Genomic DNA, 21,295 nt, shown 5'->3' with positions numbered 1-21,295 from the left:
TTATTACCCCGCCGGAAATAAGACCCGTACCATTGATGTTGTCTGGCAGCATATTTACCGGCAACATCCCTTCAGACGCTAAATCCTTAGCCGTGTTACGCCCAGCGTTCTGACCAGAAGTCTCAACAACGTCTCGCAACGCACTTTTTCCTGCTGCTCGCGCAACAGTACTACCGCCAGCATATGCAGCAGTCGCGATGTCGACCACGGTCATAAATCGGGCATCGAATGCGTCGACACCGACCACCTCGAGGCCGGTCACGGGATTTATCCCTGTCCATGCACCCACGGTTTGCCCAAGCCCAATCAACGTATTCGCGAGAATTCGAGGACTGGTTCCGCTCCCCGGGATGAAGCGATCCATTAATGCGGAATTATCCAGTGCAGCATCTGCAAACAGATGCAAGGCACCCAGCTGAGTGGGTCTCATCCCAGGTTGCGTAAAGACTACGGACTGGATATCTTCCCCATGCCTCTGCCAATAGCGATTTTCAATCGCCGCCATCGCAGCGGGAGTGATTGCATACCCCTGTGCGACCAAGGCCTCTCTTGCCGCATTTACAAATCCGGCGTGATCGACATCGCGCTCATGGGAAAGATTCTCCAGCTTTCGTTGAACACTGCAACTCGCCTCGTCCCCATTCTTGCAACCTACTTTCGCTTCGTCGTACTGACGCCCTTCCTGCCTACTAAGCCAGTTGTTCTCAACCGAATTCTTGGCAATCCCCGCATTCAATGCGATCCCAGCCAGATCCTGCCCCGACAGCCCACCCGCCAGCGCTCCCACCGCTTGTGAAAGCGCCAGAACTGCCTCCCTTTGCTGCGGGCTGAGATTCGCGGGGTTGCCGCCGAACAAGGTGTCCGTCAGGAACTTCGCCGCCAACTCACCACCACCGGCCGCCAACGCCCCACTCCCCGCCTTGCCACCATTGGCCTCAGCCAACAGCGCGCCCAGCAGCGCGTGCGACAGCATCTGCATGGCCTCGCTAGGCACAGCACTCTGCTTGTTCGGGTCAAACGTCTTGCCGATCAGTTCAGCCGCATACGGCGCCAGCGCATTGGAACCCAGCTGACCCAGTCCCTGTCCTTCAACACCACCGACCAACGCGCTGGTCACTGCGCCGAGCGCGCGACCATAGACGCCATCAGGGGCCCACTTCTGCTGGGTCACCAGCGCATTCGGGTAGGATGCATCGAACGCGACCAGGCGCTTGAACTGCTCCTCGGGAAGAAGCGCATCGAACGCCCGTCTCTCTTCGGGACTCATCGGCTCCCGATACTTGTCCGTGATCTTTTTCGCATCCGCACTGCCAATATCCCATGCAATCTGCTGGCTGGTGGCCATCACAGTTCCCGCCGCAGCCGCCATCGCCTGCTGGTCCGCCAGCAGCTTGCTCGCATCCGGCAATGCATCCAGCGCACGATGCGCTCCACTGGCGTCGGTGTTGATGCCCAGCTCGGCCGCCGACGTCTGCTTGCCACCGATGGTGATGTTGCCCTCGGTCAAGGTGGCCAGGGTGGAGCTGCTGTCGCTGCCCTTTTCCATCATCGGCAGGCCCGGACCACCTCGCGGTACGGCCGTTCCCGGCTTGGGCGCCCCGCCATTCATCTGCCCGCCCGCACCGCCACTGATGCTGCCGGAGCTGGCTGCGTAGTCCATGTGGTTCTGCAGGTCGGTGAACGTCAGCGAGTCCGCAGTCAGTTCACTGTTGCCCGCATTAGTGCTGGCAATCGCCCCGCCCACCAGGTTCACGTGGCCGGCATCGACGTGGTAGCCGCCATTGCCGGCGAACAGGCCGCTCTGCTGGCCGACACCCTGATAGCTGCCGCTGGCCTTGCCTGCGCTGGCATACCCGTCGGCATTCCACGCGGTACCGAACGACACCTGTACGCGGCCGCCCACCTGGCTGTTCCTGGACATGCTCTCGGCAATGTCCTGCAGCGATTCGATGGTCAGCGTGCCGCCGGTCTTGACGTCGATGCGGTCAGCCGTGGCGGTCGCGCCGCGCAACGTGGTGTCACCCTCGGCCTTCAGCGAGATGTTCTGGCCGGTCAGCGTGGTGTTCTGCCAGGTATTGCTGTCCGAGTTCGCCTTGCTGCTGCCCACGCTGGCTTCGGCATACACATACACGCCCGTCTGCGCCCCTACAGAGACGCCAACGCCCACTTCGGCGCCGGCATTGCTGCTCTTGCTGCGGTCTGCCACGTGCGCCTTGCCTGCTTCCAGCAGAATGTCGCCGGCCGAATCCAGGCTGAGGGTGTTGCCTGCACTCAGGTTGCCCTGCACCACATGGATGTCGCCCTGGGTGCTGGTGAGGTTGACGTTGCCGCCACCCTGGATGGTGGAGCCACGCGACACCCTGCTGCTGCCATCGGCACTGCTGTTGGCGGTCTTGAAGCCGATGCCTGCTTCAGCACGGAACAGTTCGCCACTGCCGCCACGGCCGGACAGCGCTGAGATCGCACTGGCTGCCTGGTACGCGTTAGCGCCTGCTGCCATGCCCTGCATCTTCTGCAGGCGATCATCGGACTGACGGGCCGCGTCCACGTTGTTGATCAGGTCGATCAACGGCGACTTCACCCGCGCGAACACGCCGATCTTCAGGACCCTGTCGCTTTGGGAGTAGTGGCCGCTTTCGTCGGCGGTCAGCAGCTCGATCTCGGCGGCGGTGATGTTCACGTCCTTGGCGGCCACCACGTTGCTGGCCGTCTGCGTGTACTTGCCACCGGCGGTCAGGTTCACGCTGCCGCCCAGGCTGCCGATGCTGCTGGCCACCTGTGACACCTGCGCGCTGTCGTCCTGGTGCTGCTCGCGGTGCCAGCCGGAGAACTTCTCGGTATCCGATATCTGTACCGTGCCGATCGCCTTGCTGTCGGACGTATTGGCGTTGCTGACCGTATCCTGCCCGCTGCGCACCAGCAGATCGCCGGCCGCACGAATGCTGACGTCCTTCTCGGCGGCGATGTTGGCTGCGGTCAGGCGGATGTTGCCCTCGGTGGTGGCCATGCGCACGCCGCCGCCGACCGACAGCTGCGTGCCGGTGATGGTGTCACTGCTGCCGCTGCCCTGGCTCTGCGCGTTGTTGGTACCGAACGGCAGGCCGCTGGTGTTGTTGGCAAAGCCCCAGCCCTTGCCGCGGCTGCTGCTGTCGCTGCGCTCGGTGTTGTGGGCCACGTCGAACACGATGTCCTTGGTGGCCAGCAGCACAGCGTTGCCCTCGGCCGACATCTGCGTGCCCTGGCTGAGGATCGAGCCCCCGTTGGCAATCAACGTGAGATCGCCGCCTGCAGCCAACTGGCTGACGCGGGCATCACTGGTCGAATGGCTCTGTTCGCTGTTGGTGCGCTGGCTGCCCGCAGTCACCACGGTCGACGTGGTGGCCGCGCGCAGGCCGGAGGCTGCGCCTTATATCCATAAGGTATATCACCACGTGAAGCGAGTGGTATTAGGCTAGGAGCTGCGACCCGGCTATCGGGCATTACGGGGCAGCAAGCCCCGGGAAGACCAGCTCCTTCCCGAGCCTTGCCGCATGGTGCTCTCGAACTGAAAGGAGAGCACAAAGCGTAACCCGCACGTCGCGGCGTAGCACTTGACGAAGCACACAGGACTCCATCGGAGGTCGTACCCACTTCTTGCTCATACGTGGCTTGCAGCTTGCTGCATTCCAGCCACTCTCAAATGGCCGACCCTGTTTCAGTGCCGCCCCTGCTCCTGCTGTTTCACTAGAGAAAAACCGTCGCGTGCATCAAGGCATCACAGTCGCCGATCCACGGAAATTGAATCCCAAGATGGAGCAATTGAATTCTCCTCGAGGTAGGTCTCAAGATCCCGGAACGGAGAAACGCCGATGTCACTCAAAGAAAACCATACAGCATCACATTCGTCGCAGACAAACATCTGAACCCCACTCTCCTTGACGCGGGCCTCAAGCATCTCACCTTGCTCACAACGCGGACAAATCACGAAACACCTCACTGTACAGGATACGCAGATATTATTTTATTGGTGCCAGGCTTAACAATAATTCTTATGTTCTTCTCACCGGCAGTGCCAATTACTCGCCCCATAGGGACTATGAATGCCCCCGGATCTCCAGGCACCGCAGCGCCCTTCATCCTCCAGGCCTCGTCGATAAGAGAGATCAACTTGGATCTATCCTCAACGAAAACGGAATGCGTGACCTTTGCTGGGTTTGGAACCGTATGTGCCAATATGTGCTTGATACGATTTCCATGTATAGAGCCCATCCCATAGTCAAGCCCTCCCGGACTACTCCAAGTCCGGGTCGCCTTGTTGAAGGTCAAAGGAGTGCCAATGTTCGCACTCATTGTGCCTGCTGTTGCCTCGGCCCGAGACGCAGCTCCCTTCACAATCTGCGTCGCTAGGTCCTCCGCCAACTCGGCTGCGGCCTTGGCCCCCGGCACCTTGGTGAAAATAAGAAGAGGCGCAGCTGCAAGGCTCGCAGACTCACCATCCCCCTTCAGTACATTCTTTACTACTGAGCCCCATCCCCCGATTTCTCCACTGAAGGTTTCGAGGATCATCACTCCATCACGGCCACGTGCACTCGTGGCGAGCTCAGCGAGCTGCCGGTTGTAGTCCAGTCTTAACGCCGCTTCGGTTTTCCCACCGTCCAGCAGTGCTTCCGTCAACAGATTGAATTCCGTTCGCCGGGTGCCAAGCAGATCCTTGTACAGGCTGTGGTCATTGCGGCGATCATTGTCCAGTTCTATGAGCCCTTCGCGCTGCTGACCATCGGGACCAACGAACGTCATTGGGTTTGAGCCAATGAAGCTTGACGCAGCAAAGTCTGACTCGTACGAGCCGTATATGGCATCTACACGTGCGTAGGCTTCGCGCAACAGACGCCCCCGCGCCACCTTGACCTGATCGCTACTACAGTTTTCCCCGCATCCGAACAGCAGATTGGCGAAGTCCTTGGCCTTTGCGGCCAGGAAATTGATCTCATCAGGATGCAACTGTCGATTGAACTGATCTCCCAGCAGCGCCGTGCCCGCACCATCGGTACCACCCACGACCCCGCCCAGCGCAGCACTGGCGAGTTCGATCAAGCTGTTGAACTCACCACTTCGCGGATCTATGCCCTGGCCTGTGAGGAAACGCGTCATTGCCTCCTTGGCCAGCGCGGCACCGGTGGCACCCGCAGCGGCGCCACTAATATCGCCGCCACTCAATGCCGCAACGGCAGCGCCTGTCAGGCCATGCAGCAAGACCTTGTTGCGCCCGCTTTCACCCCACTCGCTGATCCGCCGCAGCGCGTCTGCCTCGGCCTCGGCATCACCATTGGCGCGCGCAACTTCCAGGTCCACCTTGGCCTGGGCACTCTTCTTGGAGGCCAGATTGCCAACGGCCTTGAAACCGATCTCTCCCAGGATCTGCGTGAGTTCCTGCCGCTCCTGAACCTTCTTCTCGTCAAAGATGGGCGCAAACCCGTTGGCGTTGTCCAGACTGGTTACGCCGCGCTGCAGGTCTGCCAGCGTGCTGCTGTCTCCGTTTCTGATATCGATCGTGCCGTCGGCTACGCCGCTCCGCGTGGTGGTGTTCCTGCTGTCCCCCGTCGGCATGCCCGGCATCACCGACGGGTTGAAATTGAACCCGTCTGAGGGACTCCCACCGCCGCTGGTACCGCCAGTGATCGATGCAGAAAGGAACTCCGCTCGATTGTTTAGATCCTCAACCGTCAAGCTACCCGTCGACAGTAGATTCTTCGAGGAATCCGCGGTACTTGCGATGACGGCCCCGACCAGATGCGTGTTGCCCCCCACCTGCAACTGGAAGCCCCCGTCGCCAGCGGCGATTCCCGTCTGCTCACGGACGCTACGGTAGTCACTGTCAATCAAGGCGGCACTGCCGCTGGCACTACCCTCGAAGCCATAGCCAATCGTGGCTTCACCTTTCGCCGCAAGCTGCTGACTCTTGTATCTATCCGTGTCCTGTTCTGTGCGCACCGTCAGATTGCCCGCTACCTGGCCAATCACCTGGTTGGCAACCAGCTGTGCGCCCTGCAAAGTCGTGTCTCCACCACTCGCAAACGTAAGGCGATCCCCGGCCTTGATGATACTTTCGTTGTGGACGGTGCCGTTCCCGTCGGCCTTGCCACGCGCGGCATTGGCGCCAACATAGACACCGATCGCTGCACCACCGCCGCTGCTTCCACTGATCGCAACACCGATCTCTCCACCCTGGGACTGGCTTCTGCTGTCCTGGGCATAGCGATCCTCGCTGCTTCTGATCACCAGATCCTTGGCCGCCGCAAGATCTACGTTGCGACCGGACACGTTACTGCCCACCACGGTCAGATCACCGCCCGTGGCTGCGATCACCACATCGCCATCACTGTGCAATGTGCTGCCACGATGGGTCGTCTGCTCCATCGTCGTTTCCGACTGGGATCGCTGGGTTCCTGCGGTCACCCGGACGTTCAATCCGGCGCCGCCACCGCCATCGCCCGACTGCTGCCCCGCAGCCTGGGCCACCGCGATTGCACCCTGCGCCGCCTTGTACGCATAGAGCGCCTTGAGGCGATCGTCCTCGACCTCGTCTGCGCGCTTGGCGAAAGCGTACACGGCGCGTGCACTTTGAATCGTATCAACGGTCGCACCGCCCACGGCAACATTCAGACCGGACTGCCTGAAGTAGTTCCTGTCGTTGTACTCCGAGTGCTGTTCTGCTGAATCGATACGTACATTCTTGCCAAGCAACGTCATTCCGTTCTTGGAGAGAACATCGGATCCGCCGATGTGCAGCGTTTCTCCCGCCGTTAGTGTCACGCTGCCCAGCGCGCTGCCGACGATGCTTCCTTCCGCGATCGTCTCGGTCAGGGAACTGCTGTTGCCGCTGCTTCGGCTGCCGAAGGTAACCCCGAAGCTGCCATTCATCCCTCCAAGTAGCCCGGACTTCTTGCGATCGCTACTGTGCTGTTCGGAATGACTGGACTCCGCAGCAACAATACTGAGATTGCCCTTGGCAGCCATCACTACATCGCCAGTGGCCGCAATCTTGGCGCCCTCGGCTGTGATGTCACGACCTGCGCCGATGCTGATCCGCTCACCCGACAAAACCGTGCCAACGGCCAGGATGTCTTGGGTCGCATCGTGCGTTGCGGTACGCGTAGTGGACGTGAGCCCACGCTTCTTGCGCTGGGTGTCTTGCTCCCAGGTATGCTCTTCCTGCGCAGATGTCAGATTCACATCACGGCCAGCACCAATACTGATCGCATCCTGTTCGCTTCGTACCTCCGCGGCTACCAGGTTCACATCGCGACCTGCACTGAGTGCGATTCCGCCGTCAGCAGACAACTGGCTGCCCCGCACCGTCTCATCACTCTGGCTGATCTGCAGCGAGCTGCGCTTGCCCGCGTTCGCAAAATCCCGGCTCTCACTGTCCACCAGCGCCTGGCTGTTGATGTCACCGCCGGCCTGCAATGCCAGGCCACCACCAGCATTGATCTGCGCGGCTGCCAGGTTGATGTCCTTGCCGGCCGCCAGCACCACATCGCCAGCGCCCTGCACTGACGTGGCAGCGTGTGTCGTCCTGCTGCTGCGCTGATGGTTGCGTTCATCGAAGGTGGCGTCGCGGCGTTCCTCCAGCGCAATCGCGCCAACATCCAGAGTGCCGCCTGCGGCCAGCTGGGTCAGACCGTCGGCGCCGGCGTTGCGGATCTGTGCGGCCTGCAGGCTGATGTCACCACCGGCCACCACCGACAGCATGCCGTCGCCACTGGGATTGGTTACATACAGACCGGCGACCCGATCGATGCGGTTGGTCTCGTACTGGTAGGTGCCACCGCCCTGCTGTGTCTCCACCGTGGAGGCCACCGTGACATTGCCCGCAGCCTTGACCGACAGCGCATCGCTAGCCGTCACGGCTGCACCGACAACGCGGATGTCCTTGTCCGACGACAGCCCGACGTACTGGCCGGAAATGCTGCCGCCCAGATGCTCGATGTTGCCGGCATCGATGGTCACCAGCTTGCGCCCGGCGATGTTGCCGGTGTTGACTAGGCCATTGCCCAGTTTGATATCGACATTGGCGCCGGCCAGCAGTGCACCGTTGCCGTCCAGGTCGCCCGGGCGCAGGCGCAGGTAGACCTGCGGCACCAGCGCGGTGGTGGTGCTGCCATCGGCCAGGGTGACGGTCTGCTCGACCAGCCAGACGATGTCACTGGTCAGCTGTGCCATCTGCGCTTCGGTCAGCGCCACGCCGGGGCGAAGGCCCCATTCGCTGGCGACCGTGGCACCGGCCTCCAGCAGCGCGCGGTACTGCGCCTCGTCACTGGCGTAGCCGTCGAGGAAGCGGCGACCGGTCAGCTGGCCGATCTGCTCGCGCACCAGCTTCTGCTCGTAGTACCCATCACCCAGCCGCTTCTGCACGGTATCGGGCGAGTAGCCCATCTGGCCCAGCAGGTGGTCCGAACTCAGCCAGGTCTTGTGGTCGGTGAAGCGCGGATCGGTCTCGACCAGATAGTGGCCGCCGTTGGGATTGACGTTGAACAGGCTGGCGCTCGGCGCGCGCGTGTCCGGTGCACCCATCGCGATGCGATCCGGCGATCCTCCACTGGCTGCGACCACGCGCGGCCCGGACGTACCGGTGTTGCCGCTCACGCCGCCGACGCTGCTCCCTTGCTGGGTACTGGCACCATCGGCCGCCTGTGCCAGCGCGCGTTCGGCACCGGTGCCGGCGGACTGGCCCGGCCCCTGCGCACCGCCATGACCCGGCCCATCCGGCAGCGCCGTGGGCCCCTGCACGTTGAGGTTGGCCATGGCCGAACCGTTCTGCACGTTCGGCGCGTTCCGTCCCTGGTTGAGGTTGCTCAGGTCACCGACGTCGATGCTCAACGAGCCGCCGCTGACAATGCTGCCGCCAATCTTACCGGTCACCTCGGAAATGGCCGGAGCACTCCAGGTCATCACATCCCCGCCGAAGGTGTGGCTGACGTTGGAGAACTGGTGCGTGCGATACAGCGTGGCCGCCAGGTTCTCCACCTTTGCCGCGCCGGTCAGGCCGATGATGTCCAGATCGCCGCCGGCGGCAATGCTGCCGTAGTGGTTGCGCAGGTCATCGCTGCGGATGCGCATCGCACCGACTGACCGGATGACCGCATCGGCACCGACGCTCGGCTGCAACACATCTTCGGTCACGGTGCGCGTGGCCAGGCGATACTGCTCGTTGGCACTGGTGGAGTTGCCGCCCGCAAACTGTGGGCTGGTCAGAATGCGGTCGGGATCGTAGTCCTTGTAGGTCCACAACTGCACGCAGTTGGTCGTACAGGTGCCATACGCTGACGAGTAGGTGAGTTTGTCATCGACGTAGCGGAATGGCGGCGAATCGGGATGCAGGGTGGCCAGCTCGGCAAACGGATCGTCGGCGCCAGCGGCAACCTGGTCCGGATTGACCTGGTTGTCCTGGCGGCCGACGTAGTACATCACCACCGTGCCGTCCTGCACGTTCAGCCGCGCACGCTCACCCAGCGCGGCATACAGCCCACCGCGCCCGAAGAAGTAGGCACTGGTCTGCGCGGTCAGTCGTACCACCGCACGGTGCACGGTGAAGCCATCCGGCGTGATGTGCGGCGTGTCTTCGAGGATATCGGCTGGGTCGAGGTAGTACACCTCGTGCGCGGAATAATGGCTGGTGCTGCGAATGTCCTCGGTGCCATTCTTGCCGTTGCGCCACCAGGCGGGTCGATCCATGCGCACCGGAGCGTTCAAGGTGGTGGTCTGTGTGATGACCACGTTCTCGCGGATGTTGTTGACCACCTGCGCATCGATGGACAGGTTGCCGGTGACATCGATGACCGAGCTGATGTTGTCGATCCGCCCGGCAATGCCGCTGGCGATGCGATCGGCACTCAGCGTGCCGCCAATGGCAGCATCACCGCCGCTGTAGATCAGGCCCTTGCCGGTGTTCTGCAGCTCGCGCACGCCCAGGTCCAGGCGCTCGCGTGCAGCCACGGTGCCGACGCGGGTGGCACCACCGGCCTCTTCGGCGCGGTTCTTCAGCACGCCGGTGGAGATCGCCACGCGATCACCGTAGATGCGCCCGGTGCCGAGATTGTCGATTTCGCCGGCCTCCAGGTGGGTCAACGCGCCATCGATCAGGCCGCGGTTGGTCAGCTGGCCACGGGCGTTGAGGTGGGTCGTGCCCTGGCTGGAGATCTCGCCTGACGCGGCATTGGTGATGTTCTGGGCGTTGAGGTCGAGGTTGCCACCGCGCACCACACCCTGGTTGTCGAGGTCGCCGGACAGGTTCAGCGACAGCGTACCGTTGGCGATCCATTCGCCACGATGGCGCATGCCCTGCTGCAGGATGAGGCCGAGGTCCCGCTGCGCATGCACCTGGCCGTCTTCGCTGAGCGCACGTGCGACCAGGGTCTGGCTGCCATCGGCGCGCAGCAGGCCGCCGCTGTTGGCGACGTTGTCCGCCTGGCTGTCCAGGTTGCCTCCGGTGCTGATCACGCCGCCGGTGTTCTGCAGCTGGCCGTTGATCTGCAGCCGCGCACCGCCATCGGTGACGACCTGGCCCTGGCTGTTGTCCAGCCACTGGGCGCCGAACTGCAGCTGGCCCGCCTGCAGGCCACGCGTGCCGTCGCCGCCACGGGTGTTGCGGTTGTCCACGCTGGCGGCGTTGAGGGCCAGCAGCTGCCCCGCCGCGATCGCACCGGCGGCGTTGTCCAGGTGCCCGCCCAGGGTCAGGTCGAGGTTGCGCCCGGCCTGCACGCGACCACTGGCATTGGCCAGGCTCGCCGCCTGCAGCGACAGATTCGCGGCGCTGGCAAGTGTTCCACCGGAACTGTTGTCGACGCGGGCCAGCAGCAAGCGCGCATCGCCTTGTGCATTGACTGCGCCGCCACGGTTGTCCAGCGCGCCACCATCCAGCTGCAGCTTCCCGGCCGCCAGCAATCCACCGCTGCCGGCGGTGGCGCGGTTGTCGATGTCCTGCCCGGCCGTGTTGATGGCCAGGTCGGCCGCCGACTGCACGCGACCGCCCTGGTTGTCCATCGCGCCACTGCGAACGATCAGGTCGCCCTTCTGCGTGCCCAGCGTGCCGGCGCGGTTGTCCAGCCGCTGGCCGCGGGTATCGATGTCCAGCTGGCCGCCCAGCAGCGTGCCGCGCTGGTTGAGCAGGCCGTTGCCCTGCAACTGCAGCCGTTCGCCGGCCTGCATCGCGCCGTCGCTGTTGTCCACGCCTGCCGCCGTGGTCGCGCTCAGGTCCTTGCCAGCGACCAGGGTGCCGTGGCGGTTGTCGAGACTGCCGGCGCCCAGGGTCATCGTGCCGGTGCTGGACAGCAGCCCCTGCTCGCCATTGTCGAGACGACCGTCAACGCCCAGCACCAGCGCGCTGCCGCCCGCATGCACTGTGCCGCCCTGGTTACCAAGGCTGGCCGCGGTGACCGTGCCGGCACCGCCGAGCAGGATGCGGCCCTTCTGGTTGTCCAGCGCCCGGCCGATCGCCAGCGTGGAGTGACCCGCGCCTGCACCCTGCAGCGTGCCCTGTGCATTGATCAGCTGCTGCGCGATGACATCCAGCGCGCCATTGCCCGCCAGCGTGCCACCACGATTGTCCAGCACACCCTGTACGCGCAGGCGCAGCGCGTCTTCACCGGTTGCGGTGAGCGTGCCACCGGCGGTGGTCAGGGTATCGGCGGTGATGTCGACGCGGCGCGCCGAGGTGGTTGCCGCGGCCAGATCGAGGTTGGCGCCATCCAGCGCGAAGCTGCCATTGCTGAGCACGCTGCCGCCGTTGCCCAGCAGGGTCTTCGCCGAGACCTGCAGCTGGCCGCTCCCCGCGTGCTGGATCCTGCCTGCACGGTTGTCCAGCGCCTGTGCCAGCAGGGCCAGGTCGCCATTGCTGGCCAGCGTGCCACCGGCATTGCCCAGCGTCGTGGCCTTGATGCGACTGGCGCCTTCGCCGCTGGCGATGATGCGGCCACCGGCGTTGTCGAGCGTAGTGGCCTCAAGGTCGAGGCGATCGGCGCCCAGCGTCGCGTCACGATGATCCACGTCGCCAGCACGCAGGGTCAGCGTGGCCGAGGAGACCAGCGTGCCCTTGCTGCCGTCCAGGCGGCCGGTGGTGATGTCCAGGCCCTGGTTGCCGGCCTGGCGGATGCTGCCGCCACTGTTGTCCAGTCGTGCGGAAGTGACCGTCAGGCGATTGGCATTGCTGGCGATCGTGCCTTCGTGGTTGTCCAGCGCAGCGACGATCTGCAGCGTGCTGTCAGCCGTTCCGGCGCCGCTGAGCGTGCCCGTGCGGTTGATCAGTTCACCGGCCTGCACATCCAGTGCCCCGTTGCCGGCGATCGTGCCGCCACTGTTGTCCACGCCCTGCGCCACGTGCAGCCGCAGCGCGTCGCTGCCGGTCGCGCTGAGGTTGCCGCCGGCATTGTCCAGGTGCTGCGCATCGATGGCGATGCGCTCGGCCTGGGTAATGCTGCCGGCCCCCAGCTGCAGTTGGCCGCCCTCAAGCATCAGCGACGACTGGCTGAGGATGCGGCCCGCCGCGCCCTGCAGGCTGTCGGCGTGGATCTGCAAGATGCCGCTGCCGGCGTGTTCGATCGCGCCGCCGCGGTTGTCCAGGCGCGCTGCCTGCAGCTGCACATCACCGGTACCGGCCAATCGGCCACCGTTGCTGTTGTCCAGCAGCTCGCGGGCCAGCACCTGCAATGCAGCGCTGCCTGCGGCCAGTACCTTGCCGCCCTGGTTGACCAGCCTGTCGGCCTGCAGCTGCACCTGGCCATTGCCGGATATCGCGCCCCCCGTGTTGTCCAGGGAGTCGCGTACCGTCAGCACCAGACCCTGCGTGCCGGCCGACTGCAGCGTGCCCTTCTGGTTGTCGATGCGACCGGCGTCGATGCGCAGGCCGCCGTTGCCGACGATCTGGCCGCCCTGATTGTCGAGCGCATCGCGTACGTCCAGCGCCAGCGCCGAGACACCCTGCGAGACGATCTGGCCCTGGCGGTTGCGCAGTGCCCCGGCGTGGATCTGCACACTCTGCGCCGATGTCGTACCACCACTCACGTCCAACTCGCCGCCGGACAGCACCAGCGCGCCGTTGCTGAGCAGGCGCCCCTCGCTGCCATGCAGCGTATCGGCCTGCACGCTCAGGGTGCCGGTGCCAGCCTGCTGCACCAGGCCCTTGCTGTTGTCGAGCGTGGTCGCGGCCACTATCAGGTCGCCGTTGCCGGCCAACGTGCCACCTGCGCCGTTGTCCAGGTTCGACGCCTTCACCGAACTGGCACCGGTTCCGAGCGACAGCAGGCTGCCGCCGCGGTTGTCCAGCATGCCAGCCACGATGTCGAATCCCGCCGCACTGAGCGCACCGTTGCGCAGGTCGGCGTTGCCAGTCGTCCAGTGCAGGCGCCCCACCGTGCTCAGCCGTCCACCGGGACCAGCCCAGTCACCCGTGTCCAGCGTGAGGCCACCCTCACCGGCATGTTCAATGCGGCCACCGGCATTGCCGACCTGGCCTGCGCGCAACGCCAACTGCGTGGCATTGGTGGCCAGCAGACCACCGTCGTTGTAGAACAGGCCCTGCACCGTCCACGACGATGCCGCTTTGCCGGCGTGCCGCAGTTCACCACCGCGGTTGTCGAGCGACTGCGCATCCAGCCACAGGTCGCCGGCCACGCTCAGCGCACCCTTCTGGTTCGACAACAGGCCGACATGCAACGCGGCATCGCCATGCACCTGCAGCGTGCCGCCATCATTGCGCAGCTCGCCCCCAGCCTGCAGCGCGCTCACTCCCAGGCGACCGCCGCTGTTGTCGAGACCGTTGCGTGCGGCCAGTGACACCGTGCCGCCGTTGCTGATGCTGCCGCCGTCGTTGTCCAGCGTACCGGCGATGGCGATCAGGCCCTCGGCCAGGGGCAGCTCCGGCGACGTCGGCGTGCCCGCCGAGCCGCCATTGCCGCCTCCGGTTCCCGGCGTTCCCGGCGTGCCGGTTCCGGGTGTTCCACCGCCATTGCCGGGCGACGTGCCGCTGCCAACGCTGCTCCCGTTACCACCTGACGCTACGGCATCCAGTGCACCCAACAGGCCATTGCTACGGTTGCTGGCTGCGTCGGCCTTGAGCGCCAGCGCTTGCGCGCCGGTCTGTTCAATGGCGCCGCCATGGTTGCGCAACCCGTGCGCCTCCACCTGCAGGCGCTGTGCATTGAGCGTGCCGCCGCTGTTGTCCAGCGTGCCACCGGCGGTGATCGCAACTTCGCGCGTGGCCGCGATGGTGCCGCCATTGGCAAGATCGCCACTGGCCTGCACGCGCACGTTCTGCCGCGACTGCAGGGCGCCGGTGTTTTCCAGCCGGCCATCCACCGTCACCACCAGCTCGCCGGCCTGTGCGCCAATGCTGCCGGCATTGCGCACGCCCACGCCGTGCTCGTTGCCGACCAGCCAGATCTTGTTGGCGAACATGCCGCCCAGCGCGCCAACGTCCAGCGCGAAGGCCGGTGCCTCGCCGCTGGCCGCGGTCGCGCTGGCCTGGCTGTGGTCGGCACTGACCACGTTGTTGCCCAGCGTCGCCTGCAGCTGGTTGGCCCAGATGCCGGCGTTGACCTGCAACGAACGGGTGATCAGGTCGGTGTAGTCGGCACGGCTGGTGTCCAGGCCATCGCCATCGATCTGGATCGCGCCGCCGGTGACGCGGTAGCCCTCAAGTGCGCCTGCACCCGTGAACATCGGCGTGCCGGTGGTCAGGGTCACCCGGCTGGCATTGAGGAACCCACCGCCGTTGACCTGGATCCCGGCCGGGTTGGCAATGATCACTTCGGCGCGCTGCCCGGCCACTTCCACATAGCCGTTGAGCCGGCTGGCCGGACCATTCACTTCATTGAGGATCACCCGTGCACTGCCGGTGGCGAGCCACGGGTTGCCCTGTACCCAGCCGCCCAGCTGCGTCTGCACCTGGCCGCGGGCGTTGTTCAGGATGACGCCATCGCGGCCCACGTCGAACTGCGAATAGCGGTTGCGCGACACACCCGCCGCCGACGGCGTGGTGATGTTCACCATCGGCACGCCATTGGGGGCCGTCACCATCGTCGGCCGTTCACGGCCCGGCGCATTGGGGTCGGAAATGATGCGCGCATCGGACTGCGCCAGCGCAGGGGGTACCAAGCTGACCCAGCCCAGTGAGCACATCAGTGCGAAGCCCAGGGGCGACAGCGCGGCGCTCTGCCGGCCCGGCACATGGCCGACCAGGCCACCGCCCCCCTTCACCAGCTCCGACGCCACCTGCCAGACGCGCAGCGCGCGGTTGAAAACCAGACGATAGATAGTGTTCATGTCACGTGTCCTTGTGGCAGATCAGTAGCGCCAGGCCAGGCTGAAGCCGAATGTGGTGTAGTCGGTGGGGAAATGGGCGGGCTTGTGCAGTGCCGAACCGACGAAGCCATCCCAGGAAAGCTGCTGCCAGCCGCCGCGCAGGCCCAGCGCCATGCCCGCCAGGTCACGGCCGGACTGCCACTGCGCGGATGGGCCGCCGATGCGGCCGTAGTCGGCGGCGACGTAGAACTCCTGGCCACCGCCGATGCCCAGCGAAAGATCGTTGCGCAGCGACCAGCCGCGCTCACCGCTGAGCGAGCTTTCACCATCGAAACCGCGCACGGTATAGCGGCCGCCGATGGCGAAGCGGTCCTGTGGCGAGAGCGGCGTGCGGTTCCACTGCGCCCGCCATGCGGCGGTGTAGCGAAGGCGCTGCCTGCCCAGCTGGAACGGCACGCTGAACTGCGCGTCGGCGGTGATCAGCTTCATCCGCGAGGTCCCTTCCAGGGGCAACGTCGGGTCCCACAACTGCGCCATCTCTTCCGGCGAACGCAGTGCGTGGAAGGCGCCCGTGCCACGCCGGTAGGCCACGCTGGCATCGAGCGTGGCAGTGCCGATGAACTGCTTGTGGGTCAGGCCCAGTTCCCAGCCAGCGGTGCGGCGGCGCTGCACTTCGATCTCGGTATCGTCGATGTAGTTCTTCGACTCGCGCTGCCAGCCGCGTGCGTAGGCACTGAACTTGACCTTGGCATTGCGCAGCAACAGCCGGTCTACCCGCGCTTCGGCGTTTTGGCTGCGGCCGCTGTAGTCATAGCGTTCAAAGGCACCGACCACGTTCTGGCTGTAGTCGTAGGCGCTGGCAGTGGCACCGAACAGCCAATACCCGTAGGGCACGTCGTAGTGCGCGGTCCAGCTGTTGGTGTCCTTGCCTCGGCCATTGAACACGCCACGGCCGGCGCTGATGTAGAACAACTCGTTCAGGCCCAGCGGATTGTCCAATGACAGCGTGGCATTGGCCTGCAGCTTGCCGGTGCCACGGCTGCCGGCATCGTCCAGGGTGACGCTGGCGCGTACCGGTGAACGCTGCGTCCAGTCGATCTGCAGGTCGCTCTGGCCCGGCGCCGCGCCCTCGCCGTCGGCCGGCGCGATCTTGATGTCGGCGCTCACGGTGGGCACGCGCTGCAGGTTCTCCAGCCCCTGCTCGATGTCACGCAGGTTGAGCAGGCCGCCGCTGCGGATCGGCAGTGCATTGGCGAGGACCGGATGCCGTCCCTGCGCGTCGGAGAACACGGCCTCGCGGAACCGGCCCGGCACCACCGACAACGCCAGCGTGCCCTGGTTGAGGTCCTGCGGTGCCGACAGCACGCGCGTGGTGACATAGCCACGGGCGATGATCGCGTTCTGCACACGCTTCATCACCACGTTGATGCCTTCGGTCCCCAGGCAACGGCCGGTGGCCGGATCGTCGACCGGGTCGGCGGCCGCCAGTGCCCAGCCGAAGCGCTGGCTGCCTTCGCCTTCCAACACGATGCGATCGATGCGTACGCACGGGTGCTCCTGCGCCGGCAGGCGGTCGCCCTCCTTCTGCGCGTCCCGCTCCAGGCGGACGTCGGGGCGTTGTTCCTGCTGCTCGCGCAGCACGCGTTCGCGTTCCTGTTGCCTCAGCAGTTCCTGCGCGGCTGGATCACCGGCCTGCTGGGCGGCAACACCGAAGGTCATGCCAAGCAACACCACCCACCCACCACCACGGCACGCCTGTCGTGCCTGCTTCTTCCCTGACCGCACAGTGTTTTCCTGATATTGATGCAGGCCGTCAGGCGCTCTGTCCGGAAAAGGACAAGGCATCGACGTGCCGGCTTGATTCGGGTCTGCCGACGCACAGGCGACAGCACGCCGCTACGCGAAGCGCAGAAAGGCGCAAAGGGTATCGGCCGCCTCAGGAACTTCTATAGGAAAGATTGCAAATTCAGTCGACTGCGGGGCAACACACCGCAAACGCCCAGGACGCTGCGCGTTCGGGCCATGGCGCGAACCCTGGTCCTACAGCACGCCAGCTTCCGCCTGCTGACGCTACAGTCGCCGCATGACCATCGTCCTACAGATTGAAGGCGCCGCCATCAATGACATCCCCAGCCTGTACGCGGAGATCAATCGCGTGTTCATGGCCGGCGGGAACTGGCAGCTCGGGCCAAGCCTGGACGCCCTGGATGACCTGCTGCATGGCGGCTATGGGGTGTTGGCCGGCCACGACCGGGCCACGGTGATCTGGGGTGATATCGAGCACAGCCGCGCCGCACTGGGACGAACTACCACATGTCAGTGGCTGCAGTCCAAGCTGGAAGCCCCGGGCACGTTCAATACGCGGACCATTGCGCTCCAGCTGGACGCCCTGCAACGAGGCCAGGGCCAGACCTACTTCGAGATCGTAATGGAGATCTTCGCAAGCCACCGGCAGATCACCCTGGTTCCGGCCTGACTGTGTGCCCCGCACGGGCAATGCCCACCAACCGCAGCGGCGCCCACCGGCCCCAGCAGTTACCATGGACGGCCCTGTACCCGCTCCGCTGCCGCTGCCGCCCGGCGCGGCCGGACGCCCTGATCCACGAGTCCCATGTCCAAAGACAAGTCCGCCGAACATACCCCGCTGATGAAGCAGTTCTTCGCAGCCAAGTCCGAGTACCCGGACCTGCTGCTGTTCTTCCGCATGGGCGACTTCTACGAGCTGTTCTACGACGATGCGCGCAAGGCCGCGCGCCTGCTCGACATCACCCTGACCCAGCGTGGCAGCTCCGGCGGCGCACCGATTCCGATGGCCGGCGTGCCGGTGCATGCCTACGAGGGCTACCTGGCACGGCTGGTGGCGCTGGGCGAGTCAGTGGCGATCTGCGAGCAGATCGGTGACCCGGCGCTGGCCAAGGGCCTGGTCGAACGCAAGGTGGTGCGCATCGTCACCCCCGGCACCGTCACCGACGAAGCGCTGCTGGACGAGCGCCGTGACACCCTGCTGATGGCGCTGTCGCGCACGAAGCAGGGCTACGGCCTGGCCTGGGCCGACCTGGCCGGTGGCCGCTTCCTGGTCAACGAAGTGGAAACCGACGACGCCCTGGAAGCCGAACTGGCCCGACTGGAGCCGGCCGAGCTGCTGGTGCCCGACGAAGAGAACTGGCCGGAATTCCTGCGCCAGCGCACCGGCGTGCGCCGTCGCGCCCCCTGGTTGTTCGACGCCGACAGTGGCCGCCGCCAGCTGCTGGCCTTCTTCAAGCTGCATGACCTGAGCGGCTTCGGCATCGATGACAAGCCGCGCGCGACCGCTGCCGCAGGTGCCCTGCTCGGCTATGTCGAGGAAACCCAGAAGCAGCGGCTGCCGCACCTGACCTCGATCGCGATGGAAACCGCTGGCGAGGCGATCGCGATGAACGCCGCCACCCGTCGCCACCTGGAACTGGAAACGCGCGTCGACGGCGATACCCGTAATACCCTGCTGGGCGTGCTCGACAGCACGGTGACGCCGATGGGCGGCCGCCTGCTGCGGCGCTGGCTGCACCGCCCGCTGCGCCTGCGCGAGGTCCTGGTACAGCGTCACCATGCGGTGGAAACCCTGATCGACCGCGGCAGCGACGCCGATATCCGCGAACAGTTCCGCCGCCTGGGCGACCTGGAACGCATCCTCACCCGCGTCGCGCTGCGTTCGGCGCGCCCGCGCGATTTCTCCACCCTGCGCGATGGCCTGGGCTTGCTGCCCGCCGTGCGCGAGGTGCTGGCGCCGCTGGATTCGCCGCGCCTGCAGGCCCTGCACGCCGCGCTGGGCGAGCATGACGCGTGCGCGCAGCTGCTGGCCAGCGCCATCGCCGAGGTGCCACCGCTGAAACTGAGCGACGGCGGCGTGCTGGCTGACGGCTTCGATGAAGAGCTGGACGAGCTGCGCCGCCTGTCCACCCATGCCGACCAGTTCCTGGTGGACCTGGAACAGCGCGAACGCGAAAGCAGCGGCATTCCCACCCTGAAGGTGGGCTACAACCGCGTGCACGGCTACTACATCGAGATCAGCAAGGGCCAGTCCGACCGTGCGCCCGTGCACTACACCCGCCGCCAGACGCTGACCAATGCCGAGCGCTACATCACCGAAGAACTGAAGGCGTTCGAAGACAAGGTGCTGTCCGCGCGCGACCGTTCGTTGTCGCGAGAGAAATACCTGTACGAGCAGCTGCTGGACACCCTCGGCGAACAGCTGGAACCGTTGAAGCAGTGCGCCGCTGCGCTGAGCGAACTGGACGTGCTGGCCGCCTTCGCCGAGCGCGCGCAGGCACTGGACTGGTCGCGCCCGGAGCTGCAGGCCGAGCCGTGCCTGAAGATCGAGCGTGGCCGCCATCCGGTGGTCGAAGCGGTGCGTGAGCAGCCGTTCGAACCGAACGACCTGGACCTGCATCCCGACCGTCGCATGCTGGTCATCACCGGCCCGAACATGGGCGGTAAATCGACCTACATGCGGCAGAACGCGCTGATCGTGCTGCTGGCCCATATCGGCAGTTTCGTGCCGGCCAGCCGCGCTGTGATCGGCCCGATCGACCGCATCCTGACCCGCATCGGCGCCGGTGACGACCTCGCCCGCGGGCAGTCGACCTTCATGGTCGAGATGGCCGAGACCAGCTACATCCTGCATCACGCCACCGCCCATTCGCTGGTGCTGATGGACGAGATCGGCCGCGGCACCTCCACCTACGACGGCCTGGCGCTGGCGGACGCGGTGGCCCGCCACCTGGCCCACCAGAATCGCTGCTACACGCTGTTCGCCACCCATTACTTCGAACTGACCGCGCTGGCCGACGAACAGCATGAGGGCGGCCGCAGTGGCATCGCCAACGTGCACCTGGACGCCGTCGAGCACGGTGAGGGGCTGGTGTTCATGCACGCGGTGAAGGATGGCCCGGCCAACCGCAGCTTCGGCCTGCAGGTGGCGGCACTGGCCGGCCTGCCGCGGGCTACTGTGGCGCAGGCGCGTCGCCGCCTGGCCGAGCTGGAACAGCGCGGCGGTGAAAGCCACGCGGCCGAACTGGCACCGCAGGCACTGGATGCACCGCAGCAGTTCGGCCTGTTCAGCGCGCCGTCCAGCAAGGCGCAGGAAGCGCTGGCGGCGATCGACCCGGACGAGTTGACGCCGAAGCAGGCGCTTGAGGCGCTGTACCGGTTGAAGACGCTGCTGTAACCGCGCCCGCTGGCAGGCCTGGGCCGAGCGCGGGCTCGGCTCTACAACTCACGCCCTGCCTGTAGAGCCGAGCCCATGCTCGGCTCCACAACGACCCCGTGGCGCTCTGTCTGTAGAGCCGGGCCCATGCTCGGCTGCCTTCGCATTCCCGTAGTGCACGCAGCGTTATGCTCGGGCCGTCCTTCCTTCACAGAACAGAGACTGCCATGAACACCGAATCGCTCGCTGCATCCCTCTTCCAGCAGCTGCAGCAGGGCCAGGGCCTGCAGCAGGTGTCCCAGCAACTCGGCCTGGACAGCAGCCAGACCGCCCAGGCCGTCGGCAGCGCCCTGCCCCTGCTGCTCGGCGCGATGGGGCAGAACGCCAGTGAGCCGCAGGGCGCGCAGTCGCTGCTCAACGCGTTGCAGCGCGACCACAGCGGTGGCGGCGGTTTCGACCTGGGCGGGATCCTGGGCGCGGTGATGGGCGGGGGCGGCAGCGGCGCCACCGATGGCGCCGGCATCCTCGGCCACGTGTTCGGTGGCCAGCAACCGCAGGCGGCACAACTGCTCGGGCAGAAGACCGGTCTCGACAGCGGCACTTCGGGCAAGCTGCTGGCAATCCTCGCCCCCATCGTCATGTCCTTCCTGGCCCAGCGCTTCGCCCAGGGTGGCAACGCAGGCCAGCTGAGCCAGGCATTGGGCCAGGAAACGCAGCAGTCCGGCGGCATCGGCAACCTGCTCGGCGGCGTCCTGGACCAGGACGGCGACGGCCAGTTCGGAGCCAGTGACTTGATGAAGCTGGGCGCGGGTCTGCTGAAGCGTTGATCGGACACGA

6 protein-coding genes and 1 pseudogene are annotated in these 21,295 nt (G+C 65.5%); 3 read left to right on the top strand and 4 right to left on the bottom strand.

The features are described from left to right. Window positions 1-690 precede the first annotated feature (690 nt). From ACZ75I_RS05850 to ACZ75I_RS05835, 4 genes and pseudogenes are all read right to left on the bottom strand, one after another. A pseudogene (locus ACZ75I_RS05850) lies at window positions 691-3,406 on the bottom strand (hemagglutinin repeat-containing protein); the annotation flags it as partial. Between the two features lie 348 nt (window positions 3,407-3,754). Then, entirely contained in the window at window positions 3,755-3,964 is a 210-nt protein-coding gene (locus ACZ75I_RS05845) for a zf-TFIIB domain-containing protein (RefSeq protein ID WP_081275792.1), read from the bottom strand. 8 nt (window positions 3,965-3,972) lie between these two features. After that, window positions 3,973-15,297, bottom strand: coding sequence for a hemagglutinin repeat-containing protein (locus tag ACZ75I_RS05840; RefSeq protein ID WP_472958809.1), 11,325 nt, complete (start codon window positions 15,295-15,297; stop codon window positions 3,973-3,975). A 21-nt stretch (window positions 15,298-15,318) separates the two neighbouring features. Further along, window positions 15,319-16,995: a ShlB/FhaC/HecB family hemolysin secretion/activation protein gene (locus tag ACZ75I_RS05835; protein ID WP_258009448.1), complete on the bottom strand. Its 1,677-nt coding sequence runs from the start codon at window positions 16,993-16,995 to the stop codon at window positions 15,319-15,321. Window positions 16,996-17,359: 364 nt separating this feature from the next. Between ACZ75I_RS05835 and ACZ75I_RS05830 the strand changes: the two genes are divergently transcribed. The 3 genes from ACZ75I_RS05830 to ACZ75I_RS05820 all read left to right on the top strand — a co-directional run bounded on the left by ACZ75I_RS05830 (window position 17,360) and on the right by ACZ75I_RS05820 (window position 21,285). Further along, window positions 17,360-17,752 (top strand): barstar family protein, encoded by a 393-nt coding sequence (locus ACZ75I_RS05830; RefSeq protein ID WP_061479158.1) that lies wholly within the window; start codon window positions 17,360-17,362, stop codon window positions 17,750-17,752. A gap of 135 nt (window positions 17,753-17,887) precedes the next feature. After that, window positions 17,888-20,479, top strand: a complete 2,592-nt coding sequence (gene mutS / locus ACZ75I_RS05825; protein ID WP_472958808.1) for a DNA mismatch repair protein MutS — start codon at window positions 17,888-17,890, stop codon at window positions 20,477-20,479. Window positions 20,480-20,685: 206 nt separating this feature from the next. Further along, window positions 20,686-21,285 carry a DUF937 domain-containing protein gene (locus ACZ75I_RS05820; protein ID WP_061479156.1) on the top strand — a complete coding sequence of 200 codons (600 nt, stop codon included), beginning with the start codon at window positions 20,686-20,688 and terminating at the stop codon, window positions 21,283-21,285. Window positions 21,286-21,295: the final 10 nt, after the last annotated feature.

This window comes from Stenotrophomonas sp. X, assembly GCF_055721025.1.
This window is presented reverse-complemented; position numbering and strand designations above follow the sequence as displayed.